This window comes from Streptomyces sp. NRRL S-31 (assembly GCF_000718775.1).
Lineage (GTDB): Bacteria > Actinomycetota > Actinomycetes > Streptomycetales > Streptomycetaceae > Streptomyces.
Window position 1 is genome coordinate 25,184 of record NZ_JOCB01000053.1, and the last position, 26,225, is coordinate 51,408.

Here is a 26,225-nt window from a genome sequence, read left to right on the forward strand (position 1 = left end):
CCGGATTGCTAGACCTGCGGGTCCAGGGAGCGGAGCAACTCCAGCAATCCCTGAGCCGGAACCAGCTGTTCATCGGTCACCGGGTCGGGGCTGAAGTGCATGAGGTCGTTCCGGAAGTTGCGGCACTCCTCCAGCGCCGTCAGGAAATGCTCCTGGTCGATGCTCCACCCAAGGGCGGCCCAGTTCTCGGGAACCTTCAGCAGGTGCTTGTACGCTCCGAAGCTCAGGTCCGCGGCGGACCGCACTTTGGCAGCGAGTCCCTTGGGCACGACGGCCCTGATCCGGTCGAGCGGAAGACACCGGTCGACCACCCGGCGCAGGCGCTGTTCGATCTCCTCGACGAGGACGAAGGGGCGCACGCGGGTACCGAACTGGACGGTCAGGTCGGCGGCGGTGATCAGGCCACAGACCTTGTGCTCGTGGTCGCGGACAACGACATAGCCAGACTGCTGGATGGCCCCGATCCAGTCGAGCAGGTCGTCGGAGCGGTCCGCTTCCTGTCCCCGGGCTGTCGCGGCGTCGAGACCGGCGTCCGGGTCCGCCATCCGGGCCCGGCCGATCGACTCCCAGCTGACGACGCCGCGCAGCCGCCCGTCGGGGTCCAGGACGGGCAACTGACTGTAGCCGCGCAGGACCATGAGGGTGATGGCGGTCTGAAGGCTGTCTCCGAGGCGGACGCACTCGGGCATGCGGTTGGCGGAAGCGAGGTTGCTCACCCGGTAGGCGACGGTCTCGACCTCGGCCTCATCCTCGGGAAGATGACCGGCGGCATGTGCGGCGCTCTGCACCGCGGGTGACTGGACCGGGCTGCCGGACAGCCGGGTCACCGCGCTCGTCCCCGATTCGTCCGGCTCGGCCCCGCCGGCCAGGATGGCGATCTGACTGTCCAGCGTGCCCTCCGTGAACGGAGGGACAGTGACCAAGCCCCGTGCCTCAAGGTCGTTCATGATCTGCTCGGTTGCCGCCGGATGACGTCGCTGGACGCCCCATACGGCGAGAAAGTCCCGGATGGAAAGGGCCAGCGGCTCCTCGGCACCGCGCCTGCGCACCTCCTCGTACAGCTCGGCGGGCTCGGTGAGGGTGGCGGCGAACTCGTCCGCGTCGGGCCGCCCCGGGTCGGGCTTCCCCTCGGCCAGCGCGGCCACGCGCTCCGCAGCCCCGAACCGGCTGAGCTCGAAGACAGTGAGCAGAGATCCCATGCTGTCCAGCAGATCGGACTGGAACATCTGCCGGTCGAGGCCCTTGACAAGCCACTCCACCCGCCGCACATGCCGCATGCCGTCGGGGGCGTCCGCCCGGTACTCGTAGTCGCCCCTCACCCGGCCGATGGCGACGCGCAGGGACTTCAGCGGCAGCACAACCAGATCACCGGGCTGCATCTCGCGGGCGAAGCGGTAGAGCTGGCCGGCCCAGTTACCGATCGTGTACGGACCTTCGTCGGGATAGGCGGCGGCCACGGCCGCCTTGATCGCGTCGCGGGTGGTCGCGCCGCCGAGATCTCCGCTGCGGAGCCTGTCCCAGCCGACGGCGAGAACACCTTCCTCCAGGGCCGCCCGCTCCCGCTCCCCGTTCTCGCCCGCACGCACCACCCAGGCCCGCATGCCGCCCCTCCCTGTGAGCCCCGCTGAACAAGTGATCGCGTGGCGTGACCTTATAGCAGAGTCCATCAACCGCCCTTAAAAACCGGTCGTTTGGCCTGTGTTGAGCAGTGCTTTCAGGCGCCTGCCCGGCTTGCGTGCAGCCCGTAGACTGATCGACAGCACGGGGAACGGGGTGTGGGACGTGACGTATGGGGTGGGGGTACGAGAGCGCCGATGAAGCCGCTGGACACCGAGACCGACCCGCGGGTGGTGGGCCCGTTTGAACTGCTGGCCAAGCTCGGTCAGGGCGGCATGGGCGTCGCCTACCTGGCGCGCAGGATCCCGCTGGAGGGCTTCTCGGACGAGCTGGCCGCGGCGTACAACATGGTCGCGCCGGACGAGGCCGCCGAAGGTGAGGCATCGCGTCTTGTCGTGGTCAAGATGATCCAGCCTCAGCTGCTGGACGGCGAACCGCAGTACCGGGAGCGGTTTGGCCGGGAGATCGACGCCGTACGGGCCGTGGTGAGCGACCGGGTGCCGGCGCTGATCGCGTTCGACGAGGACCCTGCGGACGGCCGACCGTGGTTCGCCATGGACCACATTGCGGGACCTTCCCTGACCACCATGGTGCAGAAGGCCGGAACCTTTGGTCTGGGCCCGTACGCTGCGCTCGGACTGGCACTGGTGGACGCGCTGAGGGCCATCCACGACGCCAACATGCTGCACCGCGACCTGAAGCCCGACAACGTGGTCCTGGGACCGGATGGCCCCGTCGTGCTCGACTTCGGACTCGCCGTCCTGATCGAGCGGGCGTCGAGCGAGGCCCTGACGAAGACGGGGACCAGGATGGGGACCCGTCCCTATATGCCGTGGGAGCAGTACCGGGATGCCAAGCGAGCCGATCGGCCCGCCGATGTCTACGCGCTCGCCGCCACCCTCTTCTTCGCCCTGACCGGCAGGCCGCCGTACCCCCACGGGCCCAGCACCTCGGAGCCAGTGTGGGACGGGGTCGGACTGCCCTTTCTGCCGCTGCTCGCCAAGACGCTGGTGAGCATTCCGGCCCAGCGCCCTGATCTGGACGCCGTCGAGGACAGCCTGATGACGCTGCTTGGCGACGCCGACCTGCCGCCCAATACGGCGGCGCAACAGCTCAAGGAACTGGTCGCGTCCGCTGGATTAGCGCCGAAGCTGCCCGCTGGGGCCCTCAGTGACGACCTCGACCCGGAGGTCCAGGATCTGGCCCGGCAGGCGATCGAGACCGCCCTGCCGGAGATGGACCTGGGTTTTTTCGGCATCGTCACCACGGACGAGATCGAGCGGGCGGCAGAAGCCGCGGACCGCGCCGACGGCTATACACCGACCCTCGCCGACCCGGCCCCCGGCCCTGCACCGGAACCTGAAGCCAAGCCCGCGCCGACGAGCTACCGTCTCCCGCCCCCTGCGGACCCGAGCCCGGAACCGCAGCCTCCGGCTCCGCAGGCGCCACCGCGCAGCGCGCAGAAGGTGGCAGCTGGCCTACGGCAGCGCTACGCCCGCCGGGGAGATCTGTAAGGCACGGGCGCCCGCTCACACAGCGCGCGGGCACGGGGACGAGCCGTGACGAATCCGCATGCGGCCCCTTGGCTCCACCCGCACAGCGCTACCCTCGACACGACCCGCACCACCTGAGAGGACCCCCCATGCCCGCCCTGGACGGCCCCCCGCCCGCCGGCTCGGTGATCGAGGTACGGGACGAGGAATGGATGGTCCGCAAACCCAAGCAGGTGCGTCCCGGCGAGTTCCTGATCGAAGCGGTCGGTGCCTCCGACCTCGTCCGCGGTCAGGAGGCGAAGTTCCTCGTCCCGACCATGGACACCGTGCGCGTCCTCCTTCCCGAGAACACCGAACTCGTCGTCGACAACTCCCCGCACTTCCGCCGCGGCCGCCTCTTCCTCGAGGCCGTCCTCCGCAAGACGCCGCTGCCACAGCGCGAGCGGCGCCTGGCGCTCACGCACGGCTTCCTCCTCGACCGCATGGATTACCAGCTGCGCCCGGCGGCCAAGGCCCTGGCCAACCCGCTGCGTCCGCGCCTCCTGATCGGCGATGTCGTGGGCCTCGGCAAGACGCTGGAGATCGGCGTCATCCTCGGCGAGCTGATCCGCCGCGGGCGGGGTGAGCGCATTCTCGTCGTCACCCCGGCTCCCGTCCTGGAGCAGTTCCAGCACGAGATGTGGACCCGCTTCTCCCTCCCCCTGGTCCGCCTCGACAGTGCCGGTATCGCCCGGATCGAGCGGAAGATCCCCGCGGGCCGCAACCCGTTCACGTACTACAAGCGCGTGATCATCTCCATGGACACGCTCAAGAACCCCAAGCGCTACCGTCCATGGCTGGAGCACATCCGCTGGGACGCGGTCGTCATCGACGAGTCCCACAACCTCATCAACCAGGGCAGCGACCGCCGCGCCCTCGCCGACCTGCTCGCCGAGAACACCGACGCGCTGATCCTGGCGAGCGCCACCCCGCACAACGGCGACATGCCCGCCTTCACCGGCCTGATCCGGCTCCTGGACCCCATGGCGGTCCAGGACTCCCGCAAGCCCACGCCGGAAGAGCTCAAGCCCCTGATGATCCGCCGCACCAAGGTCAGTGCCGAGGTGGCCGAGCAACTGTCCGGGCATTGGGCGCCGCGCGGCGGCTCCCACCCTCTGCGCTGCCAGGCCAACGCGCTGGAGGAGGAGGTCTTCCAGGAACTGGCCGGCCACTGGCTGGTCCAGCCGGACAAGCACGTCACCGCCGACGACCGGCTCTTCCCCTACGTCCTGCTCAAGTCCTTCCTCTCCTCCCACCGCGCCCTCTTCGCCACGGCCCGCAAGCGCCTCACGCAGACCGGGCACACCCTTCCCGAGCGGCACCGGATCACCGACTCCCCGCTGTCCGGCATCGAGGAACGCACTGCGGAGGCAGCCAGTCTGCTGCGTCTGATGGAGCTGGCGCGCGCCATCGAACGCGCGGCGAAGGGGCCCGAGGGGATGAGCGCCACCTCCAAGCTCAAGGGGCTGGTCGACGAACTGCGCCGTATCAAGGTGCGCCCCGGCAGCCCCACCCGGGCGGTCGTCTTCTCCGAGCGCCGCGAGACTCTGGACTGGCTCGGCGAGGTGCTTCCGCCGCTGCTCGGCTGGACCGACGCGGAGGACGCCAAGACCGCGGTCAAGGTCCTGCACAGCAGCGGCGTCTCCGACCGGGTCCAGCAGGAGTACGTGGACGAGTTCGCCCGCGCCGGCGGCGACATCCGGCTGCTGCTCACCGGCGACGGCGCCTCGGAGGGCGTGAACCTGCACCGCCAGTGCCACCACCTGATCCACTGGGACCTGCCGTGGAGCCTGATCAGAGTCGAGCAGCGCAACGGCCGTATCGACCGGTACGGGCAGACGCAGCGGCCCGAGTTCCGGGCGATGATCCTCCAGTCGGCGGTCGAGGGCGCTCTGGACGACACCCACATCGCCGAGAAGATCCTCACCCGCGAGGAGCGGGTGCACGACGTCCTCGGCGCGGTCGAGGCGGCGACGAAGGTGAACGACGGCGCGCTGGAGGAGAAGCGCGTCATGGAGGCGCTCTTCAAGGGCGAGCCGCCCCAGCAGGCCCTGGACGGCCTCCAGACGGTGTCGATGGACGACCTGGACGAGCTCGAAGCCGGGCGAACGCCCGCGGACCTGCCGCTCGCCCAGCAACTGAACGCCGAGTTCGGCACGGACGGCGCCCCGTACGATGACGTGGACGCCGCCTTCGACTTCGACGACGACTTCCAGGAGGACGCGGGCTTCTCGTTCGACGACGACCCCGCAGACGAGGCCCCGGCCGTGGTCCCGGACGGGGACACCGACGTCGGGGAGGCCGAGGACCCGGACCGCGCACCCCTGCGCGTCGTGGAGGAGCTGCGTCTGTTCTCGGACCGCCGCGACTACGTCCTCGCCGGACTGGAGGAGCTCGCCGACCTGGAGGCGTTCCGGCTGGACACCACCGTCCACGGCCACGACCTCAGCTTCGACACCCCCGAGGACCTCGCCGACCGGCTCGACGTCCTGCCCGTCGGCTACCTGCGCGACCACGGCATCACCCGCCGTATGAAGCTCACCTTCAGCCGGGAGGACGCCGCCGACTCGCTGCGCCGGGCGCGGGAGGACGCCGACTCCACCTCCCTGTGGCCGGACGCCCACTACGTGGGCGAACTCCACCCCGTCCTGGAGTGGATCACCGACAAGGTGCTGGTGCAACTGGGCCGTCAGCGGGCCTACGTTATTCAGGTGGACCGGGCCCGAGTCCCGGAGCCGGTCTTCCTAACCCAGGGCGTGTGGTCCAACGAAGAAGGCCGCCCGACCGTCCTGGCCTGGCTGGCCGTCGACCGGCTGGGCCGGCCCGGGGAGGAGCCCCGGGTCCGCAAGCTGACGAGGCCCCTCCTCGACGAGTTGGGCCTGCGCCCGGACATGCCGGACCACTTCGCCCAGGGCGACCCGGCCGCTCTCCAGCCGCTCGTCCCCGAAGCCGTGGCCGCGACCCGCCGTGAGATGGACCGGCTGCGGGCCGAGGCAGAGGAACACGTCGACGAGCCGCTGCGCAAGTTCGAGGCAAAGGTTGGCCGTTGGCTGGCAGAGCCGCTGCCCGGCTTCACCGGCGGACGCGGCGCTCGCGAACGGGCCGCCGAGAACCTCGAAACGGCCGCGACTCGGCTGCGCACGACCGGTGACCCGATGATCCGGGTCCTGGCCGCTCTGGAGCCGAGCTCATGACCACAGGAGCCAGCGTGAAGTTCGACGCTCTGATCAACGAGGGCGAATACTTCCCGCCCTTCTACCTCGACGAGATCCTGCCCAAGCAGCTGAAGAGCGGACGGCTCAAGGAGTGGGCGGCCGAGGAGCGCCAGGGCCGCCCCACGCCCCGCCAGGGCCTGCGGGACCTGACCGGTCCCTATCTCGGCGTGCGGCTCACCGTGGGCGGCGAGGCGGAGAAGCTCAATTTACTGCCCGATCCGGAGGGCATCGCCGCCCAGCAGGCGGCGGCCGAGGCGCTGAAGACACACAGCACCACGGAGGAACCGCCCGTCTTTCAGCCCGCCCCCGCCGCGCGCGCCTTCGGTGACGGTCCCGAGGGCGAGTGGCGGGCGAACCTGCATGCCTGGCACGGGCGCGTCCTCGACGCGCTCGGCTTCACCCCGCGCCGCCCCGGACACCTCACCGTGCACAGCGCAGCTGGCCCCGTCGCCGTACCCGTTGTCCACAGTGAGCCAGGCATCGCCGTGCTCACCGGTGGCTTCGCCGACGACATCGCCGGCACACGCGGCGACGGCTCCGCCAACCGCCTCGCTGTGCCCGTCCGCGTGGCCTCCGGCAAGACGCTGACCACGGTCACCGACCTCGCCGCCTGGCTGCTTGCCGCCGACAACGCGCCCCGCTACCTCCTGCTCCTCTTCGGTGGCGTCATGGTCCTCGCCGACCGGGAGAACTACGCGCGCGGCCGCCACCTGGCGGTCAGCCTGGAGACCGCCCTGCCCCGCAAGGGGGTCAAGGGCGCGTCGGCCGGCGAACTCGACGTCATCGCGTCCCTGTTCGGCGCGCCGTCCCTGCGCCCGGCCCGGGACGGCGGTGACGACGACATTGCGCGCCTGGTGGCCGAGTCCCGCGACCACTCAGTGGGAGTGACCAGCGATCTGCGAGAGGGCCTGAAGAAGTCCGTCCAGCTCATCGCCAACGAGGTCCTGGAACTCGCCGACAAGCAGGGCGTCAAGCCCGACGACCTGCCCGAATGGCTTCCGGACGCGCTCACCGAGCGGGACGCCCTGCCACGCCTGCTCACCAAGGAGTCGCTGCGCTACCTGTACCGCATCCTCTTCCTGCTGTACGCCGAGGCCCGTCCCGAGCTGGGCATCCTGCCGATGAAGAGCGAGGAGTACGTCCAGGGGTACAGCGTCGCCCGTCTGCGCGAGCTGGCGGTCCAGGAGAAGCTCTCCAGCGCCTCCCGAGACCGCCACCATTTCCACGACTCCCTGGAGCTGCTGTTCAGGAAGGTCTTCGAGGGTCACCCCGTGGCCGACACGATCACCTCCCGCGATGCCCTGCACGACCTCCCGGCCGAGAGCGCGGAGCTGTCCGAGGATGACGGGTACGAAGGCGTCCGCATCGAGGCCCTGAAATCACGGCTCTTCGACCCCAAGTCGATAAAGCTGGTCGACCAGGTGATCACGCACCCCGACGACATCGCCCCCGACGGCACGGTCACCGATCAGCCCCGCCGCCTGGACCTGCGCCTGCGCAACAAGGTTCTGCACCAGGTGCTGCGCAACCTGACCGTCGTCGAAGGCCGGCGCGGCGGACGGGGCGGCTTCATCTCGTACGCCAACCTCAGCATCAACCATCTGGGGGCGGTGTACGAGGGCCTGATGTCCTACACCGGTTTCATCGCGGACGAACCGCTGTACGAGGTCGCCAAGGGCGGTGATCCCAGCGGCGGTTCGTGGCTGATCCGCGCGAGCCAGGTCGCCTCGGGGCGCTACCCGGACGGCCCCGGCGACAGCGTCTTCGTCAGCACGGAATTGAACCCCGAGACCGGCCGGCCCGTGCCGGTTCCGCACAAGGTCGGCTCGTACGTCTACCGCCTCGCCGGCCGCGACCGCCAGACCAGCGCCTCCTACTACACGCCGGAGTCCCTCACCCAGGCGACGGTGGAGCAGACCCTGCGCTTCCGCCTCGACGAGAGCGGCGAAGTCGATCCGAAGGAGCCGGAGAAGGCGTGGGTCAACGCGGCCGATGTGCTGCGGTGGCGGGTCTGCGAACCGGCCCTCGGCTCCGGCGCGTTCCTCAACGAGGCCGTCAACCAGCTCGCGGAGCTGTACCTGCGGCTCGCCCAGCGCGAGCGGGGCGTGGAGATCGACCCCGAGGACTACCAGCGCGAGCTGCAGAAGGTGAAGGCGTACATCGCCCTGCACAACGCGTACGGCGTCGACCTGAACGAGACGGCCGTCGAACTCGCCGAGATCTCCCTCTGGCTGAACACCATGTATCAGGGCATGAAGGCCCCTTGGTACGGCCTCCACCTCCACCGGGGCAACTCCCTGATCGGCGCGTCCCGCAAGGTCTACCCCGGCAACAGCCTGAGCAAGGGCGGCTGGCTGACGACGAAGGACCCGAAGAAGCCGAGGCATGTGCCACTGGGCGAGAAGCTCAAGGCCCGCGAGGTGCACCAGTTCCTGCTGCCCGCGATGGGCTGGGGCTCCATCGGCGAGAAGGTCGGCCTGCGCACGCTGAAGAAGGGGACGCCGGAGAAGACCGTCAAGGCGGTCGTCGACGGTGAGGTCGTCGACTGGCTGGAGCCGGAGCTGGTGGAAGCGCTGCGCAAGTGGCGGTCCGCCATGCGGCGCAATCCCAGGGGCGTGGCCAAGCGGACGGGGACGGGGAAGGCGAAGGCCGCCCCGAGGCCGGAGCGAGTGGCCGAGAAGGATGCCAGGTCGGGCCAGGGGACGTTCGACCTGGGCCTGGAGATCTGGGAGCCGCTGTCGTTCGACTTCGCCTCGGCGGACAGTGGTGGTGCCGGTCGTGGTGCCGCAGCCCGTACGGCCGCTGCGGCGGAGGACGACGACTGGGACAAGGTGAAGACGACGCAGACCGGACGGCTGATCAAACTCGCCCGGCGTGTCGAGTACCTGTGGGAACTGGTCGTCATGCGGCTGAAGCTCTCCGAGCAGGAGATCGCGCGGCACGTGGACGTTTGGGGTACGACGGTCCCGCAGGACCGCAAGCGCCGGCGTGCGCCGATGGACCGGGACGCGGTCCTGGAGGCCCTGCACCGCAAGGGCAGCCCCTACTGGCGGCTCAAGCAGCTCATGAATGCCTGGTGCGCGCTGTGGTTTTGGCCGCTGGAGGAGATCGGCCTCCTCGACGGCACGGACCGGTTCGAGTACGCCCCGCACGGCGAGGACCTCACCGCGTTGCAGAAGGGCCACTCCGACCGGCGGGTCGCCCTCAAGTCCCTCGACGACTGGATCGAGTTCGCGGAGGCCGTGGTCGGCAACGAGGACGCGTTCGCGGAGGAGGGCAAGCAGGTCTCCATCGTGTCCTTCGAGGGTGTCGAGGATCTGGAGGAGCTGGACGAGAAGGAGCGCGAGCTCGACCGGAAGATGGTCGCGGGCCTGGCGTGGGCCCGGCCGGCGGATCTCGGGCACACGTTTCCGTGGTACGGGACGGTGGAGCGGGTCGCCAAGGACCGGGGCTTTTTCCACTGGGAGCTGGACTTCGCGCATGTTTTCGCGGAGGGCGGGTTTGACTTGATGGTGGGGAATCCGCCGTGGGTCAAGCAGGAGTGGAAGGAGAGCGGGGTCCTCGCCGAGTTCGAGCCGTGGTTCGAGCTGGCCGAGAAGCCGAGCAATGAGGCGTGGGCCGAGCGCAAGGCCGAGGTGATGGGGTGGTCTGGGGTTCGGCCGGCGTTCTTGGGTGAGCTGGCTGTTCATGCGGCGATGGCCGGGTTCTTCGCGTCGGTTGATACGTACCCGGAACTGGTGGGGACGCAGCCGGACCTGTATCGGTCCTTCATGTTGCTGGGGTGGCGAGCCGCCGGTGAGCGGGGGACGGTCGGGTTGGTTCACCCTTCCACGCATTTGACGGGGGCGAAGGAGGGGCGTCTGCGGGCAGCGGCCTATCGGCACCTGCGGTTGCATGCGGACTTCGTGAACGCGCTGCATCTCTTCGCTCTACCCGTCGGACATACCACCCATTTCAGCATCAATGTGTACGGCTGCGCACGTGACATTTCTTTCCAGCACCTGAGCTGGCTCGTGCACCCGCTTGTCCTCTCCCAGTCTGTGCGCCATGACGGTGTGGGTGCAGTGCCAGGCATCAAGCACCGCGATGCATGGGACTTGCGTCCGCATAAAGGTCGTGTCCTGACGGTGAATTGGCAGACGCTAGTCGAGTGGCAGAAGCTGGCTGGAGAAGACAACCCGCCTCCGGTGGAGGAGACCAAGGCTCTGTTTCCTGTCACGGTCGACGAGGAAGCGGCCATTGGTGCGCTCGCGAAGTGGTCGCACCGACTCGGTGCCCTTAACTCGCGCATCAGTCCGGGCTTCCACGAGAAGAATGACCGCACGGCGGGCTATTTCACCTGGGACCCTGGTCAGGCGAGGGACAACAGGGATGTCATCCTCCAGAGTTCGTTTATCGGTGTCGCAACGCCCTATTACAAGCAGCCGCCTGACGGTGGCTCAAAGGCTCCGCGCGATTTCGACACGTGGGCCCATGTGGACTTGGCCGTAGACGCCGTTCCACGCACGAACTACCGTCCCGCAGGTTCCCGCTCCCGGTTCGTCGACGCGCAGGACCGCTGGGTGGACCATGACCGGCTTGCACAGCTCTTGGGCGATCCGGCTGCGGTTGCGGCGGCGGAGGCTGACGTCAGGGCGGCGGATCTCGAGCTGGAGGGTGAGGAGTTCGACAAGGCTGTTGATGCGCTTCTGCACGCTGCAAGCATGCGGCCGTACTCGGAGTTCTACCGGGTGGCCTGGCGCCGTCAGATCGCCTCGAACACCGAGCGGAGCCTTTTCGCAGCCCTTGTTCCACCGGGACCCGTTCACGTCGACCTGGTGAACTCCCTAACACTGGCCAACGCCAGTGAGACCGTGCTGGCTGCGGGTTTCATGGCGGCGCTGCCCCTGGACTACTACCTGCGCGCCACCGGCCGAGGTGACCTCCGCATTGGTGAGGCCAAGACCCTTCCCGCCCCCACGCCAGGCCACCCCCTCACCCCTGCCCTGCTCCTCCGCACCCTCCGCCTCAACTGCCAGACCAATGCCTACGCCCGCCTCTGGGAGGAACTGTACGACCCCGCCTGGCAGCAGGACACCTGGGCTGCGGGCAAGGCATGGCCCAAGGACACGCCCCCGCTCACCCAGGGCATCGGTCCCACCTGGACCCGCGACACGCCCCTCCGTACGGAGTTCTCCCGTCGCGCGGCCCTGATCGAGATCGACGCGCTTGTCGCCGTCTGGCTCGGGATCAGTGCCGAAGAGTTGGTGGCCATGTACGACGCCAGGTTCCCCGTACTCCAGCAGTACGAGGAGAACATGTGGTTCGACGCCACGGGCCGCCGTATCGCCAAGGCACACCAGCAGCACGGGTACGGCCAGCCCAAGGATGCCTGGAAGCAGCTGAGCTCGGCGGAGGGCTTCCCGGAGGAGTACAAGGTTCCGGACGGTTACACGGACCCCCTCTACCGGGCCCACCGCAAGGCCGAGATGCGCGCCGCCCACGACGAGTTCAGCCGTCGCCTGCGTGAGGCGGGCTGACCGCGCGTACACACGAGAGCCCTGCCAGCCTCCGAGAGGAACCGGCAGGGCTCTCGCGCACGTGCGAGTCTCAGACGCCCGACTCCGACACCGCCAAGCCGACGAACCCCGCCCACGCCTCACGCGACACCGTGTGGACAGGCCCAGCGACGACCTTGGAGTCCCGGACGTGCACAGCGGCCGTACCGGCCACTACCTCCGCGCAATCGCCACCCTCAGCTCCGCCGCCCGGTCGATCGTCCGCGGTGACGGAATCCTCCGCCCCTGCTCGAACGACGCGACCGTCCGTCGCCGTCCAGTACCCGAGCCGCTTGCCGAACTCCGTCCGGTCCAAACCGGCCCGCACCCTCAGCGTCTTCATGGTCTGCCCGAACGCGACGACGACGCCCTCCCCCGCCTTGCCCGCCGCCCGATCGCCGGAGGTCGAGGCCCCGTCGCTCGCCTGCTCCGTCATCACCGACCACCGCCTCCCCGGCCCAACGCCCCCACAGGGAACGCCGTTACGCCACGCGCCTCGTACACGGCACCGCACCGCGCGTGCACCCCGGCCACGTCAGCGCGACACCACTGGTCACGCTACGCGACCAAAGGAATCGTTGGCGGCATGACGAGCAAACCCGCTACCTCCACCAGCACCTCCCCACGCAGCCCGATCAGCGATCACTTGGCGACCGGCACCGTCCCTGGCCACCGCCGCACCTTCGCCATGCGCTTCACCTCCTCCCTGCGCGGTGCCCGCCTCGCCCGCCGTCTCGCGGTAGTGCGTCTCGACGCCTGGGGCATCCCCTGTGGCGCCCGGGCCCACGACGACCTCACCCTGATCGTCGCCGAGCTCACCACGAACGCCGTACAGCACGGACACATCCCCGGCCGCGACTTCCACTTCCGCCTGGACGCGGCACCCGACGGCCGCACGGTCAGGTGGAGGTCACCGACACTCGCGCCGAGTGGTTACCGCGCGTCCCCGCCCCCACCGCAGTCGCCCAGGAGCACCCCGGCCTCGACGAGAGGGGGAACGGCCTACTCTTCGTGTCCCACCTGGCCGCCCGCTGGGACTGGCATCCCCGCCTCGACGGACCGGGCAAGACGGTCTGGGCGGAGTACGCCCTGTAAGCGATCGAAACGCCCCCGCTCATGTACATCTGCTACATTCATGACATGAGTGAGCCGGTAATCGAGTCCATGGCCGAGGTCCGTAACCACCTCGCCGACGTCATCGACCGTGCCCGCCGGGAGGAGACTCCGACGATCATCACCCGGCGCGGCAAGCAGGAAGCCGTCGTGATCGACATCGAGGAGTACCAGCGGCTGCGCCGGCTCGCCGAGGAGACGGAGGATGCCTGGCTGAACCGGCTGGCCGACGAGGCCGAGTCCGAGGGGACGGAAGGGTCCGTCTCGCTCGAGGAGATGGCCGCCATGCTCCGCGACCGTCAGGCCTGACCGCCCATGGGCCATGTCACTCGCTTCACACCGCACGCCCAGCGGGACCTGCTCAAGATCCCGCGCCCGGATGCCCTCCGGATCCTGTACCGCCTCACCGAACTGCAGAAGGCGATGGACTCGGGCGACACCGCGGGCTTCGACATCAAGGCCCTGCAGGGGCACAGCGCGCGATGGCGGCTGAGAGTAGGCGACTATCGCGTCGTCTACACGGTCGAGGACGGTCAATTGATCGTGTGGGTCCTGGCCGTCGGCAATCGCCGAGAGATCTACCGTCAGATCCCCTGAGCCCGCCGAAGGCCTTCAGCCCTCCGATCCTGCCGAACGCGGCGGCGTTGTCGGACCCCCGCCGTAGAGTGGAACGTGATCGATTTCGATCGGTCGACGGGACGGGAACGGGAGACGGGGGCCACAGCGCGTCATGAGACCGACACTGGCCGCGCAGACACTGCGTGACACCACAGTTGAGTACCTGACCACGACCTTCGCACTGGCTGAGCCCGACACCCAGGACGCCCTGGAGGCCTTCCTCACCGACCCGGCGGACGGCCTCTTCCGGGGGCCGTATCTGCGCCTGCGGCGGCCTTTCCGGCCCGCGGCGGACGGCTGGCAGCGGCACCTGGACTGGTATCCGGCGGACTTCCCGGTGCCGTACGCGCATCAGGCCGAGGCGTTCGCCCGGCTGACGAGCAAGGACGGGCACCGGCCGCAGCCGACCCTGGTCACCACCGGTACGGGTTCCGGCAAGACCGAGTCCTTCCTCATCCCCGTCCTCGACCACTGCCGGCGGGCGAAAGCGGCCGGGCGGTTCGGCGTCAAGGCCGTTCTGCTGTATCCGATGAACGCGCTCGCCGGCGACCAGGCAGACCGGCTCGGCGACCTGCTCGACAAGGATCCCTGGCTGAGCGAGGTCACGGCGGGGCTGTACATCGGCGAGGCATCCGCGCGCGGCAGCTCGCCGTACGGGCGGGTGGAGGTGGACCGCGCCGAGATCCGCCGCAACCCGCCGGACATCCTCATCACCAACTACAAGATGCTGGACCTGCTGCTCCAGCGGCAGCAGGACGCCCCGCTGTGGCGGGATGCCGACCTCGCCTACGTCGTCATCGACGAGTTCCACACGTACGACGGCGCCCAGGGCACCGACGTCGCCATGCTGCTGCGGCGCCTCGCGGCCGTCGTGGGCGCCGCCGAGAAGGGGCGCCCGCTGGGGTCCATCTGCCCGGTCGCGACCTCGGCGACCCTCGGGTCCGGCAGCTCCGTCGGCGGCACCCGGGCCATGCTGGACGTTGCCTCCCAGGTGTTCGGGACGCGGTTCCCGGACGACGCGGTGGTGGGGGAGGACCGGCGGGACGTGGAGGAGTTCCTCTCCCCGGTCGACCGCTCGCTGCCGCTGCCGACCCCGGACGAACTCGTACGCCTGCCCGACCCGGCGCGGTTCCCCGACGGGCTGGATGCCGTCGCCCGAGCCACCGTCGGCTGCGACACGTCCGATCCGCGCGAGCTGGGGCGACGGTTGCTGGCCCACCCCTACACCCATGCCCTGCTGCGGGCGAAGGACGGTCCGCTGACCGCCGCCGAGGCACTGGAGGCGTTTCCGGACGCGTCCGCCTGGCGCGGCGTGGCCGTACAGGACCCGCCGACCGCCGCCGCCGCTCTCGCCCGGTTCGTGGCGCTCGTCTCCGTGGCGCGCGAGCCGAAGTCACCGGACGGCAAGGACCGGCCGCTGCTGCTGGTGGAGACCCATCTGTGGCTGCGCGCGCTCTCCCGTGTGCTGCGGTTCGTCGCGCCCGAGCCGGTGTTCTCCTGGGCGGACACCGACCAGGCCGCACTCGCCGAGGACAACCGCGTCGGGCAGGACCGTGCGGACGCCGAGCGGCACGCCGTGGCCGTGGCCGCGCAGACCGAGCGGCGGCGGCGCGTGCAGCGCTCCGGGCGGCTGCCGGCCGCCTATTGCCGCCACTGCGGGCGCTCCGGCTGGGCGGCGATCTGCCCCGACCGCAACCCGCTGAACCTGGTGCACGCGCCGGACGAGATCTACCGCGCCAGCGTGGCCCGCGGCGCCGCCAAGGGCCGGGTGCGGGCGATGATCGCCGCCACCCCGGCCGAGGCGGCGGAGCAGGCCCGCGCCACGCTGGCCCGCCGGGCCGCCCGGCGTGCCCGCAGGGGTGCCGCGCACGACGCGACGCTGCTGGTCCTGGAGGACAACGGCAGGGCCCTGCGACGGCTCGACCCCGACGAGGTCCTGCGCGACGACGACAGCGTCGCCGCGGCACCCGAGAACGGCGTGTACGTGTGGACCTGGTTCGATAATCAGGAACAGAGCGAGTACGCCCAGCAGGACCGCTGCCCGGCCTGCGGGCAGTCCCAGGGCATCCGCTTCCTCGGTGCCGGTGTCGCCCCGCTCGCCTCGGTGGTCGTCACCCAGCTGTTCACCGGCGGAGAGCTGCCCGACCGGGACGAGGAGGGGCGGGACCGCCGGAAGACGCTGATCTTCAACGATTCCGTGCAGGACGCGGCCCACCGCGCCGGTTTCGTCGCCAGCCGCTCATGGAAGTTCTCCCTGCGTTCCCTCATCCACGAGCAGCTGTCCGTACGGATGCGGGACAGCGAGGAGTTCGCGGCCGACGGTGTCCCGCTGAACGAGCTGATCTCCGCCCTGGTGAGCCGTGCCGCCGTCCAGGAGGAGCGGCTGCTCTCCTCCGTCGTGCCACCCGACCTGCACGACATGGACCCGGTCAAGCGTCTCCTCGCGGGGCGCAAACGCATCCCGGAGTCCACCTGGGAGCTGGTCGGCGAGCGCCTCGCCTTCAACACCCTCCTCGAGTTCGGCCTGCACTCGCGCCTCGGACGCACACTGGAGCTCACCCGCACGGTCGCGGCCGAGGTCCATCTGCCCGACCCGGAGGCCGCCGCCAAGGCAGCTGACGCCCTCTTCGAGGTCCAGCTGAGCAAGGCGCTGCCGGGCGCCGCGGACGCGGACGCCGGAACGCAGGGAGTCGTCCTTCCCGAGACGCACAGCCCGGAGCGCCTGCGCTACTTCGAGGGCTATGTGCGCGGACTGCTGGAACACCTCCGGCACAACGGTGGCATCCACCACGTCTGGTTGGACACGTTCATAGACGAGGAAGGCCGCGGCCGCTACCCGCACCTCACCACTCTCCGCGCTCCCGGCATGCCGGCCTTCGGCCGCAACTCGGAAGCCCCCGCCTTCGTCTTGGTCGGAGCCCGCAGCGGCCGCACCGACTTCGAGCGGGCCGACAGCCGGGACAGCTGGTACGTGGACTTCACCCAGCGGTGCCTCGGCCTGGACCGGGAGGCAGCACAGGAGTATGTGGCGGACCTGCTGCGGGAACTGTCCCGTGAGAGCATCGGCGTCCTGGCCCGGCGGCGTACCCATCAAGCCGACAAGTCCGACAACGCAGGGGTCTACGGACTGACCCCCGGGCACGTCCGGGTGCGCCCACTGGACGACGAGCAGACTGCGCGCGCCGCACTCACCTGCCCCGAGTGCGGCTGGACCCAGACCGTGCCGCCGGAGCGGGCCGCGGTCTGGCAGGGTACGCGCTGCCCGCTCAAGCGCTGCGAGGGCACCCTCACCCGCCCCTCACCGGACGTCGGCGGGCGCGCCACCCGCGACTACCGCTCCGACTACTACAGGCGTCTGTACCGGGAGACCAAGCCGTACAGCGTGGTCGCCGCGGAACACACCGGCGTTTTGACCCGCAAGGAGCGGGAGGAGGTGGAGAAGGGCTTCCGACGAGGTGTCCGCGGGCACACCGACCCCAACGTCCTGTCCTGCACACCGACCCTCGAACTCGGTATCGACATCGGGCAGCTGGAGGCTGTCATCCTCGCCTCCCTGCCACCGTCCACGGCCGGTTATGTCCAGCGGGTGGGCCGCGCGGGGCGCTCCACCGGCACCGCGTTCATGGTCACGCTGGCCGACACCAGCCCCCGCGCGCTGTACCACCTCGCCGAACCGAAGAACCTCATCGCCGGTCCCATTCTGCCGCCCGGCTGCTTTCTGTCGGCGGGTGAGCTGCTGTGCCGCCAGTACACCGCCTACCTGATCGACCGGGCGGCCCGTGGCACCCTGGAAGGGGTGCCGCCCCTGCCGGACCGGGTGACCCAACTGGTGGGCCGGAGCGGCTGGTTGAGGGGATTCCGGGACGCCACGAAGGGACGCCTGGACCTCGCGGACGCCTTCCTGGACCTGTTCCCCGAGATCGAGGGCGTGCCCGGCTCCGGGGCCTCCTCCGACGCGCGCAAGACGCTCCGGCGCTACGCGGCCGAGAAGCTGGCCGAGCGGCTGGACGACGCCCGGAAGGCCTGGGAGGCGGAACGGGCCGAACTCGCCCGGCGTCGCGCTCTCATCAACGACGCGGCCGACTCACTCCAGGAGCCCGTGGAGGACGAGGCACGCGAGCGGCGCAACCTCATCCGCGAGGCGAAGGGCGTCTCCCAGCTCCTGCAGAAAATGAGCCAGGCGGACGCACAGGGCTTCCTCGTCGAGCACGGTCTGCTGCCCAACTACAGCCTCGTCGAGGACGGCGTCCGGCTGGAGGCCCAGCTCTCCTACAAAGAGCCGTCGCGCAAGACCCGTAGGCCGGACGCGGCCCAGGCTGACGGGGCCGAGAAGCCGAAGGCCCGCTGGAACAACGAACCGCGCGTCTACGACCGTCCCGCCGAAGCCGCGCTCACCGAACTCGCCCCGGGGAACGCCTACTACGTCCGCGGCTACCGCCATGTCGTCGACGGCTTCGAGCTCGGCCCGACGAGGAAGGACTCCGCCGACGGCACGCCGGTGGGGCTCCAGACCTGGCGGGTGTGCAAGGAATGCGGCCACGTACGCACCGGTGAAGGCGCCGCGCAGGACACCTCGCCCTGCCCGCGCTGCGGCGGCCCCGGTATCGGCGGACGGACCTCCCTGCACCGGGTCGTCGTGCCCCGTAAGGTCACCGCACACGACAAGCGGGACGACGCACGGATCGTCGACGACCACGACAGCCGCACCCAGACCCTGTACACCACCGTCACTGCCGTCGACATCGCCCCGGACAATATCAAGAAGAGCTGGCGGCACCACAAGGCCACCTTCGGCGTGGATCACGTCCGCGAGGCGGTCATCCGCCGCTTCAACCTGGGCAAGCGGCGGCACGGCAGGCGCAACGACACCTGCTTCGCCGGCACCGAGGTCGCCATCACCGGCTTCACCGTCTGCCCGCGCTGCGGCGGCGCCACCGACCGTGAGCCGGGGCACGCCCCGGTCCAGGAGGCGCTGAGCCAGTCCCTACTCGGCCGGCCCGAACTGGCCCACCACCGGCCCTGGTGCCCCACCCGGCGCCGCGACAAGCAGGCCGAGCCGGATGACGTGCCGGTCATCACGGCCACCGAGCACCGCACGGAGGCCCTGCGCATCCTGCTGCCTGCAGCCACGCTGAACGTGCCGGAACGCCTTGCCTCTTTCGCCGCGGCCCTCCATCTCGGCCTCGCCCTGCGCTACGGCGGCGATCCGGCGCACATCCGCTCCGCGCCCGCCACCGAGCCCGACCGGGAGACCGAGCTCACCCGCAACTACCTCGTCCTGTACGACGCCCTGCCCGGCGGCACCGGCTATCTCCAGCGCCTCGTCGAGCGCGACGGTGAGGAGATCAGACTGGTGCTCGCCGAAGCACAGCGGGCACTCCGGGAATGTCCGTGCCGGGACACCGCACGGCGCGCCTGCCATCGCTGCCTGCTCGGCTATGCCCCGGAGCGGGACTACCCCTTCCTCGACCGGCAGGAAGCCCTGTGGATGCTGGACAACCTCCTGGGCGCCGACGGCCGCAGCGGGTGGGACTTCCACAAGAAGAACAAGGACGAGGCCGACGCCCGACTCCGCTTCGCCGACCAGGCGGAGAGTGATCTCGAACGCCGCTTCATCGACTGCCTGGACCGCTGGCTCGCGAGCCAGGACAACGGCGCTGTGGCGGATCACGCCTCGACGCCCACGGGCCGTCCCGGCAAACAGTTCACCCTCACCAGGCCGGACGGCAGCCAGGTCCGCTGGGAGGTGGTGGCCCAGAAGGAGCTGCACGGCTACCGCACCCGCCCGGACCTGCTGTTCCGTCCGGTCGCCGGAGACACGGCGAGTGACGGGGCGGGCCCGCTCCCGGTCGCCGTGTACCTGGACGGCTACCGTTGGCACGCCTCCTCCCACGCCAACCGGATCGCCGCCGACGCCGCGAAGCGCGCCCGGCTGCGCGCCGACGGGATACTCGTCTGGCAGATCACCTGGGACGACGTCGTCGCCTGGGACCGTGCTCTGAACGGTGAGGGGGCGCCGGACCCCGACGCCCCCGCCGACCCGCTCGCCGCCGTCGTCGCGGGCCGCGCGGCTGACGCCGCCTGGCCGCCGTACGACGTGACGTCGGCCGGCGGTCCCGGCGCGGTGGTGCGCGAGCAGTGGCGCAGAGCACGGCGCGATCCCGCCGACGTGGACCGACTGCTGTTCGCCGGTGCCGTGCCCGCCCTGCTCGGGTTCCTACGTGATCCTCGCCCGGGCAAGTGGCAGCAGCTCACCCAGCTCGCGGTGAGCGTGCCAGCTGTGCTGCGCAGGCGGGAGGTGGTCGACGCGGATCCGGCCTCAGCGGTGCCTTGGATAGAGGCGGCCCTCCGCGGTGACACGACTCCTCCGGTCTCGGGCCAGGGCCTGAAACTGCTTGCCTTCCGGGACGATTCGGGGCTGCCGCTGGTCGTGGTCGGGGCACGACGGGCCGACGGCAAGGCGTGGCGGTGGAGCGCCCTCGCCGTGCTCGACGACCGGCCGGAGGCCGTCGCTGGAGACCAGGCCGACCATCGCAGGCGCTGGAAGGCATGGCTGTGCTGGGGGAACATCATCCAGTTCCTCGACCCGGCAGGGGAGGGAGCGGCCGACGGGCTGGCGCTCGCCCGCACCACGCTGGACGGCTTCGACGCCGGACTGCTCGCGATGACCGCGGGGCAGGGGAGCGGGCTGCTCGCGGCAGTGAGGAACGAGACCCCGGGAACGGGGCTTGCGCTGCCGGACGACGAGCCTAAGCCGGTCGCCGCGACGACGCCCGAGCCGGCGGAGAACAGGCCAACCGCCGGGACGGCCCGTGAGGACATGACCCCGGTGGAGCGCACCGCGTGGGAGCTGGTCCTGGGGGAGCTGACCAAGTGGGGTGACCCGGAGGTCGCCGCAATGGCCGAGCGGCTGGCAGCGTTCGGTGACGTTCCCGCGGGCAAGGCGAGTTGGGACGTCGGCGGTGTGTCCCGCACGGTCGAACTTGCCTGGCCAGGGCCTAGGATCGGCATTGTCCTGGCGGAGGACGCCGAGGACACCGAGTACATGGCGCAGTGTGCGGCGGCCGGTTGGCAGGTGCGTGCACCGGACGCCTGGGACGTGGCGGAACTCGCTCGCCTGCTGGGCGAGGAGGGGGGCGTGCGATGAGGCACGGGGCGGGTCGTCCGGCGGGGCGAGGCAGGACGCGGGTCCAGGTTATCCGGCAGGCACACGCCGACGCGGAACGCCGGGGCCCGGCCGTTGCGGAGGCCGTCACCGACTTCGTCCAACGCCTGCGCGCCGACCGGAACAACCGCGCCCTGCGGCTGTCGTTCCTGCGGCAGGCCGGGAACAACGGAGACCTGTACCTCGCACGCGCCGACGGCCATTGCATGGTGCTGCTGCTGTCGACGGACGGCGGAGACGAGATGCGGGTCCTGGCGGTACGTGACGGAGCCCGAGCCCGCGACGAACTCACCCGGCTCACCGTGGAGATCAACCCGATCTCGGGCGGGGTCGAGGTCGTCGACCAGAGTGAGGTCAGCGCCAACGTGGTCGCTCTCACCGAGCGTGCCACCCCGCTTTTCGCCGGATACGGCCACCGTACCCTCGTCGACCTGGGTGTTCTCCCCTCCCTGCTGCCGGCACTCGACAAGGTCACCACCGAAGAGCAGCTAGATGAGCTGCTCACCCACAACCTGCCCGAACTCACCCGCGACGTCCTCCTCGCCCTGCGCAACCGTATGGACCCAGAGGACGTACGGCGGCACATCACGGACCAGTGGCGCGCGGACGAGGAGGTGAGCACCGACGACTGGGCGCGGGCAGCACAACGTGCTGTGTCCCAGGCGGAAACCGACGATGACGCCGTACTCGACGCGCTGGGCAGGAGCTTCGACACGTGGCGACTGTTCCTCCACCCCGAGCAACACCGCGTCGCCTCAGCCGACTTCAAGGGATCGGCGAAGGTGACCGGCGGCCCCGGCACCGGTAAGACGGTCGTCGCTCTGCACCGCGTCCGCCACCTGGTTGACCGTCTGCCGCCCGGGCACACACGTCCGGTACTGCTCACCACCTACAACACCAACCTCGCCCTCGATCTGAAGGAGAGACTGCGGCAGCTGGGTGGCGAGAACCTCCTACGCAGGGTCGACATCAAGTCCGTCGACGCGCTCGCCCGCGAAATCGTCCAGGAGTCGAACCTGAACGTGGGCCTGCCCTTGGATGATGCCGCCGCCATGCAGCTGTGGCACACCGTGCGGACCGAGACCGGCCTGCTGGACCACGACGCGGACTTCCTCGACGCCGAGTTCAAGCACGTGATCCTCGGCCACCGATGCGGTTCCTGGGACTCCTACCGGCGGGTCACCCGCGCGGGACGCCCCCGCATCATCACGGCCCAGCGTCACGAGGTGTGGCAACTCGTGCAAGCCTACCGGGCACATCTGGCGGCCGCGCGGCGCACGACGTACGCGCTCATCGCGGATCAGGCGGCCGGCCTCGAGCAGCGCCGCATGGCCCGGGTCGAAGAGCAGACCCGTTACAAGGACGAGCATGGTGGCCGGGACCTCGTCCACCGGGAGGCAGGCAGCGGGGTGTGGCTCACGCCCCGCTATCGGCACATCGTGGTGGACGAGGCGCAGGATCTGTCCGCTTCCCACTGGCGGATGCTGCGCGCAATGGTCCGCAAGAGCCCCAACGACATCTTCCTTGCTGGGGACGCCCATCAGCGCATCTACGGCAACCGCGTCGTCCTCAGCCACCACGGCATCGAGATCCGCGGCCGCGCCTCGCGCCGCCTCACTCTCAACTACCGCACCACCCGCCAGATCCTGGGCAGCGCCAACCGTCTCATCGAGGGTGAGACCTTCGACGACCTGGACGCGGGCAGTGACACCCTCGACGGCTACCGGTCCGTACTGACCGGTCTTGCACCTCAGTTCTGGCGCGCTCCGGACCGGCGGACCGAGATGCGAGCTGTCGCCACGCTCATCAGGGAGCGTCACGACACGTACGGCACGCCGTACTCGGCGATGGCTGTCGCCGTCCCGGACGGTGCTTCGGCCCAGGAATTCGCCAACGTCTTCGTCAGCGAGTTCTGCCTCCCGGTCGTGGAACTCGGCAAGGACGGTGTCCGGTCGGACATCGACGCGGTTCGTATCGGCACCATGTACCGCTTCAAGGGATTGGAGTTCCAAAGAGTGTTCCTGACCTCGGTCGGTGAGGGGCAGGTACCGCACCAGCGCATCGAGCAGTACAAGATCATGGACACGGACCGCTACCAGCACGAGGAGCAGCGAGCCCGTTCCCTGGTGTTTGTCGCGGCAACACGTGCCCGAGATGAGCTCATCATCACGTGGAGCGGCAGGGCCAGCCGTTTCCTCCCGCCGAACGTCGACGAGACCGCTTACCGCACCACTGACCTACTCAGGCCAGATGAACCGACATCTGGGTCATCAGGGGCCACCGCTGCTTGAGGTGGCCTGCGTGCCAGCACGGCCGTCGTGGGACGCTGGCGACGGAGGCAGGCTCTCCATACCGGTAGCGGTCAAGTCGTCAGCCTGTCTGCCGCCAGCGCTCCTGGTTCCGGCAGGGTCCGGACTGAACCGGAGCATCGACCTTTCTTTACGTAGCCATCAAGGTAGCCATGAAAGCGTCCTCCCTGCATGTCTGTGCAGGTCATAGCAGTGCGGCGGCTCTCCCCGGCGTACAGCCCGACTCGTCTGCCCCTAGGCTGGCCGGCATGGAGATCCTCGGTCTGTGCGGAAGTCTGCGGTCCGGTTCGCTGAACGCTGCCCTGCTGCGGTCGGCGGCGGAACTGACCCGGCCCCCGCGCGCGTTCGTCGTCGACCGGGGCCTGGACCGGCTGCCCTTCTTCGACGCCGAGGTCGAGGAGAGCGCGCTGCCCGGGGTCGTGGCGGAGCTGCGGGCCGCCGTCGGGGCGGCGGACGGTCTGCTGATCGCGACCCCGGAGTACGCCCACGGCACCTCCGGCGTGCTGAAGAACGCCCTGGAGTGGCTGGTCGGCGGCGGTGAGGTCGACGCCAAGCCGGTGGCCCTGGCCAGCGCGTCGCCCGCGGTGACCGGCGGTGACCGGGCCCGGGCCTGGCTGGCCGAGACGCTCGCCGTGATGGGCGCCCGGGTGATCCCGCGGGAACTGCGGGTGCCGCAGGCCACGCTGAAGATCGTCGACGGCCGCGTCACCGACGAGCCGACCCGGCAGGACCTGGCCGGCCTGCTGGACGACCTCGCCCGGGCCGTCGCCGAGGCCCGCGAGGACAGCGGCACCCTGGCGTCCTGACGGCAGGCCGTCCCGGAGTCCCGGCGGGCCCGCGGCGGGTCACTCCTCGAACAGGGCCTCCTGCTCGCCCTCGGCCGTCCGCCGCAGCCGCCGGTTGCGCGCCCCGATCACCACGGCCGTCGCCGCGGCCGTCGCGCCGAGGGCGGCCGGGACCATCCAGCCGCGGTCGAAGACGTGCCAGAACGCGTGGTCGAGGGAGAGGCGCCCCGGGCCGGTGACGGCCAGGCAGGCCGCCGCAAGGCCCAGGCTCGCCGCGTGCTCGTAGCCGCCCTCCTGGGCGAAGAAGCCGTTGGGCAGGTGCACCGCCGCCGCCCCCGCCATCGCGCCGGCCGCCGCCGCGCCCGCCGCCGGGGTGGCGAGCCCCAGGGCCAGCAGCAGACCGCCGCCCGTCTCCGCCAGGCCCGCCGCCGTGGCGCTCGCCTTGCCGGGCGCGTAGCCGACGGACTCCATGAACTGGCCCGTGCCCGCGAGACCGTGCCCGCCGAACCAGCCGAACAGCTTCTGCGTGCCGTGCGCCGCCAGCACCCCGCCGGTGCCCAGTCGGAGCAGCAGCAGGCCCAGATCACGTCGGTCGTAGCAGGTCACGATGGCTCCCGGAAGGCAGGACGGGCGGACAGGTCCCCTCCCCGTGGTCCCACCCTCGCACCTCGGGCCCGGTCCGGCCCGCCCTGGCTGCCGTTCGGGTGGCGGGGCCGGGGGAGCGGTGTGAGCCTGACGCCATGACGATTCAGCCGGCCAAGCTCGGCGACCCGGTCGTCCGGGCCTTCGTCCACGCGGTCAACTCCCATGACCGGGAAGGGTTCATGGCCCTGCTCGCGCCCGACGCGACCATGTCCGACGACGGTTTCGACCGCGACCTCGCCGACTGGATCGACCGGGAGATCTTCTCGTCCCACGGCCACCTGGAGGTCGACAACGAGTCCGCCGGCGGCCGGACCCTGCGGGCCCGCTACCGCAACGACACCTGGGGTGAGATGCGCACCAGGTGGAGCTTCACCGTCGGGGACGACGGGCGGATCGCGCGGTTCGAGACCGGGCAGGCATGAGCGCACCTTCTTCGGCACGGCCGACTCCTGCGGTGCCGGGTACAGAGGGGAGATCCCGGGCCGGACCGCCGCTGAAACCGCCGTCCCGGGCGAAGGACGAGCGAGCCTGGCGGAAGCGGGTGGCACATCGGATTTTCATAACGCGGCAAATTCCTCGCCGTCCTGCCCCTCTCCGGGGAAACCCCTGCTCGGCGCGGTGTACGGTCCCCGGGTGCGTGAATGTTCCCGGCTCAGCCGGCGTGCCGTCCTCGGGCTGACGGCCACCTTATTGCCCCTGTCCACGGCCACCGAGGCCGCCGCGGCCACCGTCATCGGGGGTGAGCGGCTGGCCCGTACCGGCGTCCAGGTGCGGGGCGCCTCGGGACTGCCCGGAAAGCTCACCGCCCGCTCCTGGCTGGTCGCCGACTGCACGAGCGGGGAGGTGCTCGCCTCGTTCGGCGCGCACCGGCGGCTCGCGCCCGCCTCGACGCTGAAGATGCTGTTCGCGGACACCGTGCTGGGCAGGTTCGACCGGGCCGAGCGGTACCGGGTCACCGACGCCGACCTCGCCGACGTCCCGGCCGGCTCCAGCCTCGTCGGCATCAAGCCCGGGATCACCTACACCGTCGAGCAGTTGTGGCAGGGCGTGTTCCTGCGCTCCGGCAACGACGCCGTGCACGTGCTGTCCCACATGAACGGCGGCATCGCGAGGACGGTCGCCGAGATGCAGGCCAGGGCCGAGGACCTCCAGGCCCGGGACACCCACGTGGTCAGCCCGGACGGCTTCGACCACAAGGGGCAGCTGTCCTCGGCGTACGACCTCACGCTCTTCGCCCGCCACGGCCTGAAGGACGCCGCCTTCCGCGGCTACTGCGGCACGCGCACCGCGGACTTCCCGGCGGGCGGCAACAAGACCTTCCAGATCCAGAACACCGACCGTCTGCTCACCGGAGCATGGGGTCTGAAGACATACGACGGCCTGATCGGTGTCAAGAACGGCTACACCAGCCATGCCGGCAACACCTTCACCGGCGCGGCCACCCGGGGCGGCCGGACCCTGCTGGTGACCGTGATGCACCCGGAGGCCGGCGGCAACGACGTCTACGAGCAGACCGCCGCGCTGCTCGACTGGGGCTTCACACACGGGCGTTCGGCACGGGCGGTGGGCACGCTGGTCGAACCGCTCAGCGAGGGCGGGGCGAGCCCGAGCCCGGCGCCGGTACGGACGGTCGTGCGCGCGGCGGCCGGCGCGCCCGGCGCGTCGGCGGGCGGCGGCTCGGCATGGCCC

The 26,225-nt window shown here is 70.4% G+C and carries 12 protein-coding genes and 2 pseudogenes; 10 read left to right on the forward strand and 4 right to left on the reverse strand.

Features of this window, described 5'->3' with window-relative positions:
* Positions 1-8 precede the first annotated feature (8 nt).
* A complete protein-coding gene (locus IF37_RS0121145) occupies positions 9-1,601 on the reverse strand; it encodes a CBS domain-containing protein (RefSeq protein ID WP_052845290.1) in 1,593 nt (530 codons plus the stop codon).
* Between the two features lie 213 nt (positions 1,602-1,814).
* Between IF37_RS0121145 and IF37_RS40905 the strand changes: the two genes are divergently transcribed.
* The 3 genes from IF37_RS40905 (at position 1,815) to IF37_RS0121160 (ending at position 11,883) form a co-directional block, all read left to right on the forward strand.
* Positions 1,815-3,131 (forward strand): serine/threonine-protein kinase, encoded by a 1,317-nt coding sequence (locus tag IF37_RS40905; protein ID WP_030744788.1) that lies wholly within the window; start codon positions 1,815-1,817, stop codon positions 3,129-3,131.
* 128 nt (positions 3,132-3,259) lie between these two features.
* Complete coding sequence (locus tag IF37_RS0121155) at positions 3,260-6,343, forward strand: DEAD/DEAH box helicase (protein WP_030744790.1); 3,084 nt, start codon at positions 3,260-3,262, stop codon at positions 6,341-6,343.
* A gap of 14 nt (positions 6,344-6,357) precedes the next feature.
* Positions 6,358-11,883 carry a DNA methyltransferase gene (locus IF37_RS0121160; RefSeq protein ID WP_037856841.1) on the forward strand — a complete coding sequence of 1,842 codons (5,526 nt, stop codon included), beginning with the start codon at positions 6,358-6,360 and terminating at the stop codon, positions 11,881-11,883.
* Between the two features lie 70 nt (positions 11,884-11,953).
* Here IF37_RS0121160 and IF37_RS45870 read toward each other — a convergent pair.
* Positions 11,954-12,106 (reverse strand): annotated as a pseudogene (locus IF37_RS45870) (DUF397 domain-containing protein); the annotation flags it as partial.
* A pseudogene (locus IF37_RS45875) lies at positions 12,100-12,337 on the reverse strand (helix-turn-helix domain-containing protein); the annotation flags it as partial. The pseudogenes IF37_RS45875 and IF37_RS45870, both read right to left, overlap by 7 nt.
* Positions 12,338-13,041: 704 nt before the next feature.
* Here IF37_RS45875 and IF37_RS0121175 point away from each other — a divergent pair.
* The 5 genes from IF37_RS0121175 to IF37_RS0121195 all read left to right on the forward strand — a co-directional run bounded on the left by IF37_RS0121175 (position 13,042) and on the right by IF37_RS0121195 (position 23,912).
* Positions 13,042-13,323: a type II toxin-antitoxin system Phd/YefM family antitoxin gene (locus tag IF37_RS0121175; RefSeq protein ID WP_037856848.1), complete on the forward strand. Its 282-nt coding sequence runs from the start codon at positions 13,042-13,044 to the stop codon at positions 13,321-13,323.
* A gap of 6 nt (positions 13,324-13,329) precedes the next feature.
* Positions 13,330-13,611 (forward strand): type II toxin-antitoxin system RelE/ParE family toxin, encoded by a 282-nt coding sequence (locus IF37_RS0121180; protein WP_030744795.1) that lies wholly within the window; start codon positions 13,330-13,332, stop codon positions 13,609-13,611.
* A 133-nt stretch (positions 13,612-13,744) separates the two neighbouring features.
* A complete protein-coding gene (locus IF37_RS46395; protein WP_030744797.1) occupies positions 13,745-20,779 on the forward strand; it encodes a DEAD/DEAH box helicase in 7,035 nt (2,344 codons plus the stop codon).
* Positions 20,776-23,088 carry a UvrD-helicase domain-containing protein gene (locus IF37_RS0121190; RefSeq protein WP_052845292.1) on the forward strand — a complete coding sequence of 771 codons (2,313 nt, stop codon included), beginning with the start codon at positions 20,776-20,778 and terminating at the stop codon, positions 23,086-23,088. Before IF37_RS46395 ends, IF37_RS0121190 begins: the two co-directional genes overlap by 4 nt.
* A gap of 266 nt (positions 23,089-23,354) precedes the next feature.
* A complete protein-coding gene (locus IF37_RS0121195; RefSeq protein ID WP_030744800.1) occupies positions 23,355-23,912 on the forward strand; it encodes an NADPH-dependent FMN reductase in 558 nt (185 codons plus the stop codon).
* A 39-nt stretch (positions 23,913-23,951) separates the two neighbouring features.
* Here the strand turns inward: IF37_RS0121195 and IF37_RS0121200 are convergent, their stop codons facing one another.
* A complete protein-coding gene (locus IF37_RS0121200) occupies positions 23,952-24,497 on the reverse strand; it encodes a DoxX family protein (protein WP_030744802.1) in 546 nt (181 codons plus the stop codon).
* A gap of 134 nt (positions 24,498-24,631) precedes the next feature.
* Between IF37_RS0121200 and IF37_RS0121205 the strand changes: the two genes are divergently transcribed.
* Positions 24,632-24,958, forward strand: a complete 327-nt coding sequence (locus IF37_RS0121205; protein ID WP_030744805.1) for a nuclear transport factor 2 family protein — start codon at positions 24,632-24,634, stop codon at positions 24,956-24,958.
* A 211-nt stretch (positions 24,959-25,169) separates the two neighbouring features.
* The coding region (locus IF37_RS0121210; RefSeq protein ID WP_173456946.1) for a D-alanyl-D-alanine carboxypeptidase family protein at positions 25,170-26,225 on the forward strand (1,056 nt) is incomplete at its 3' end.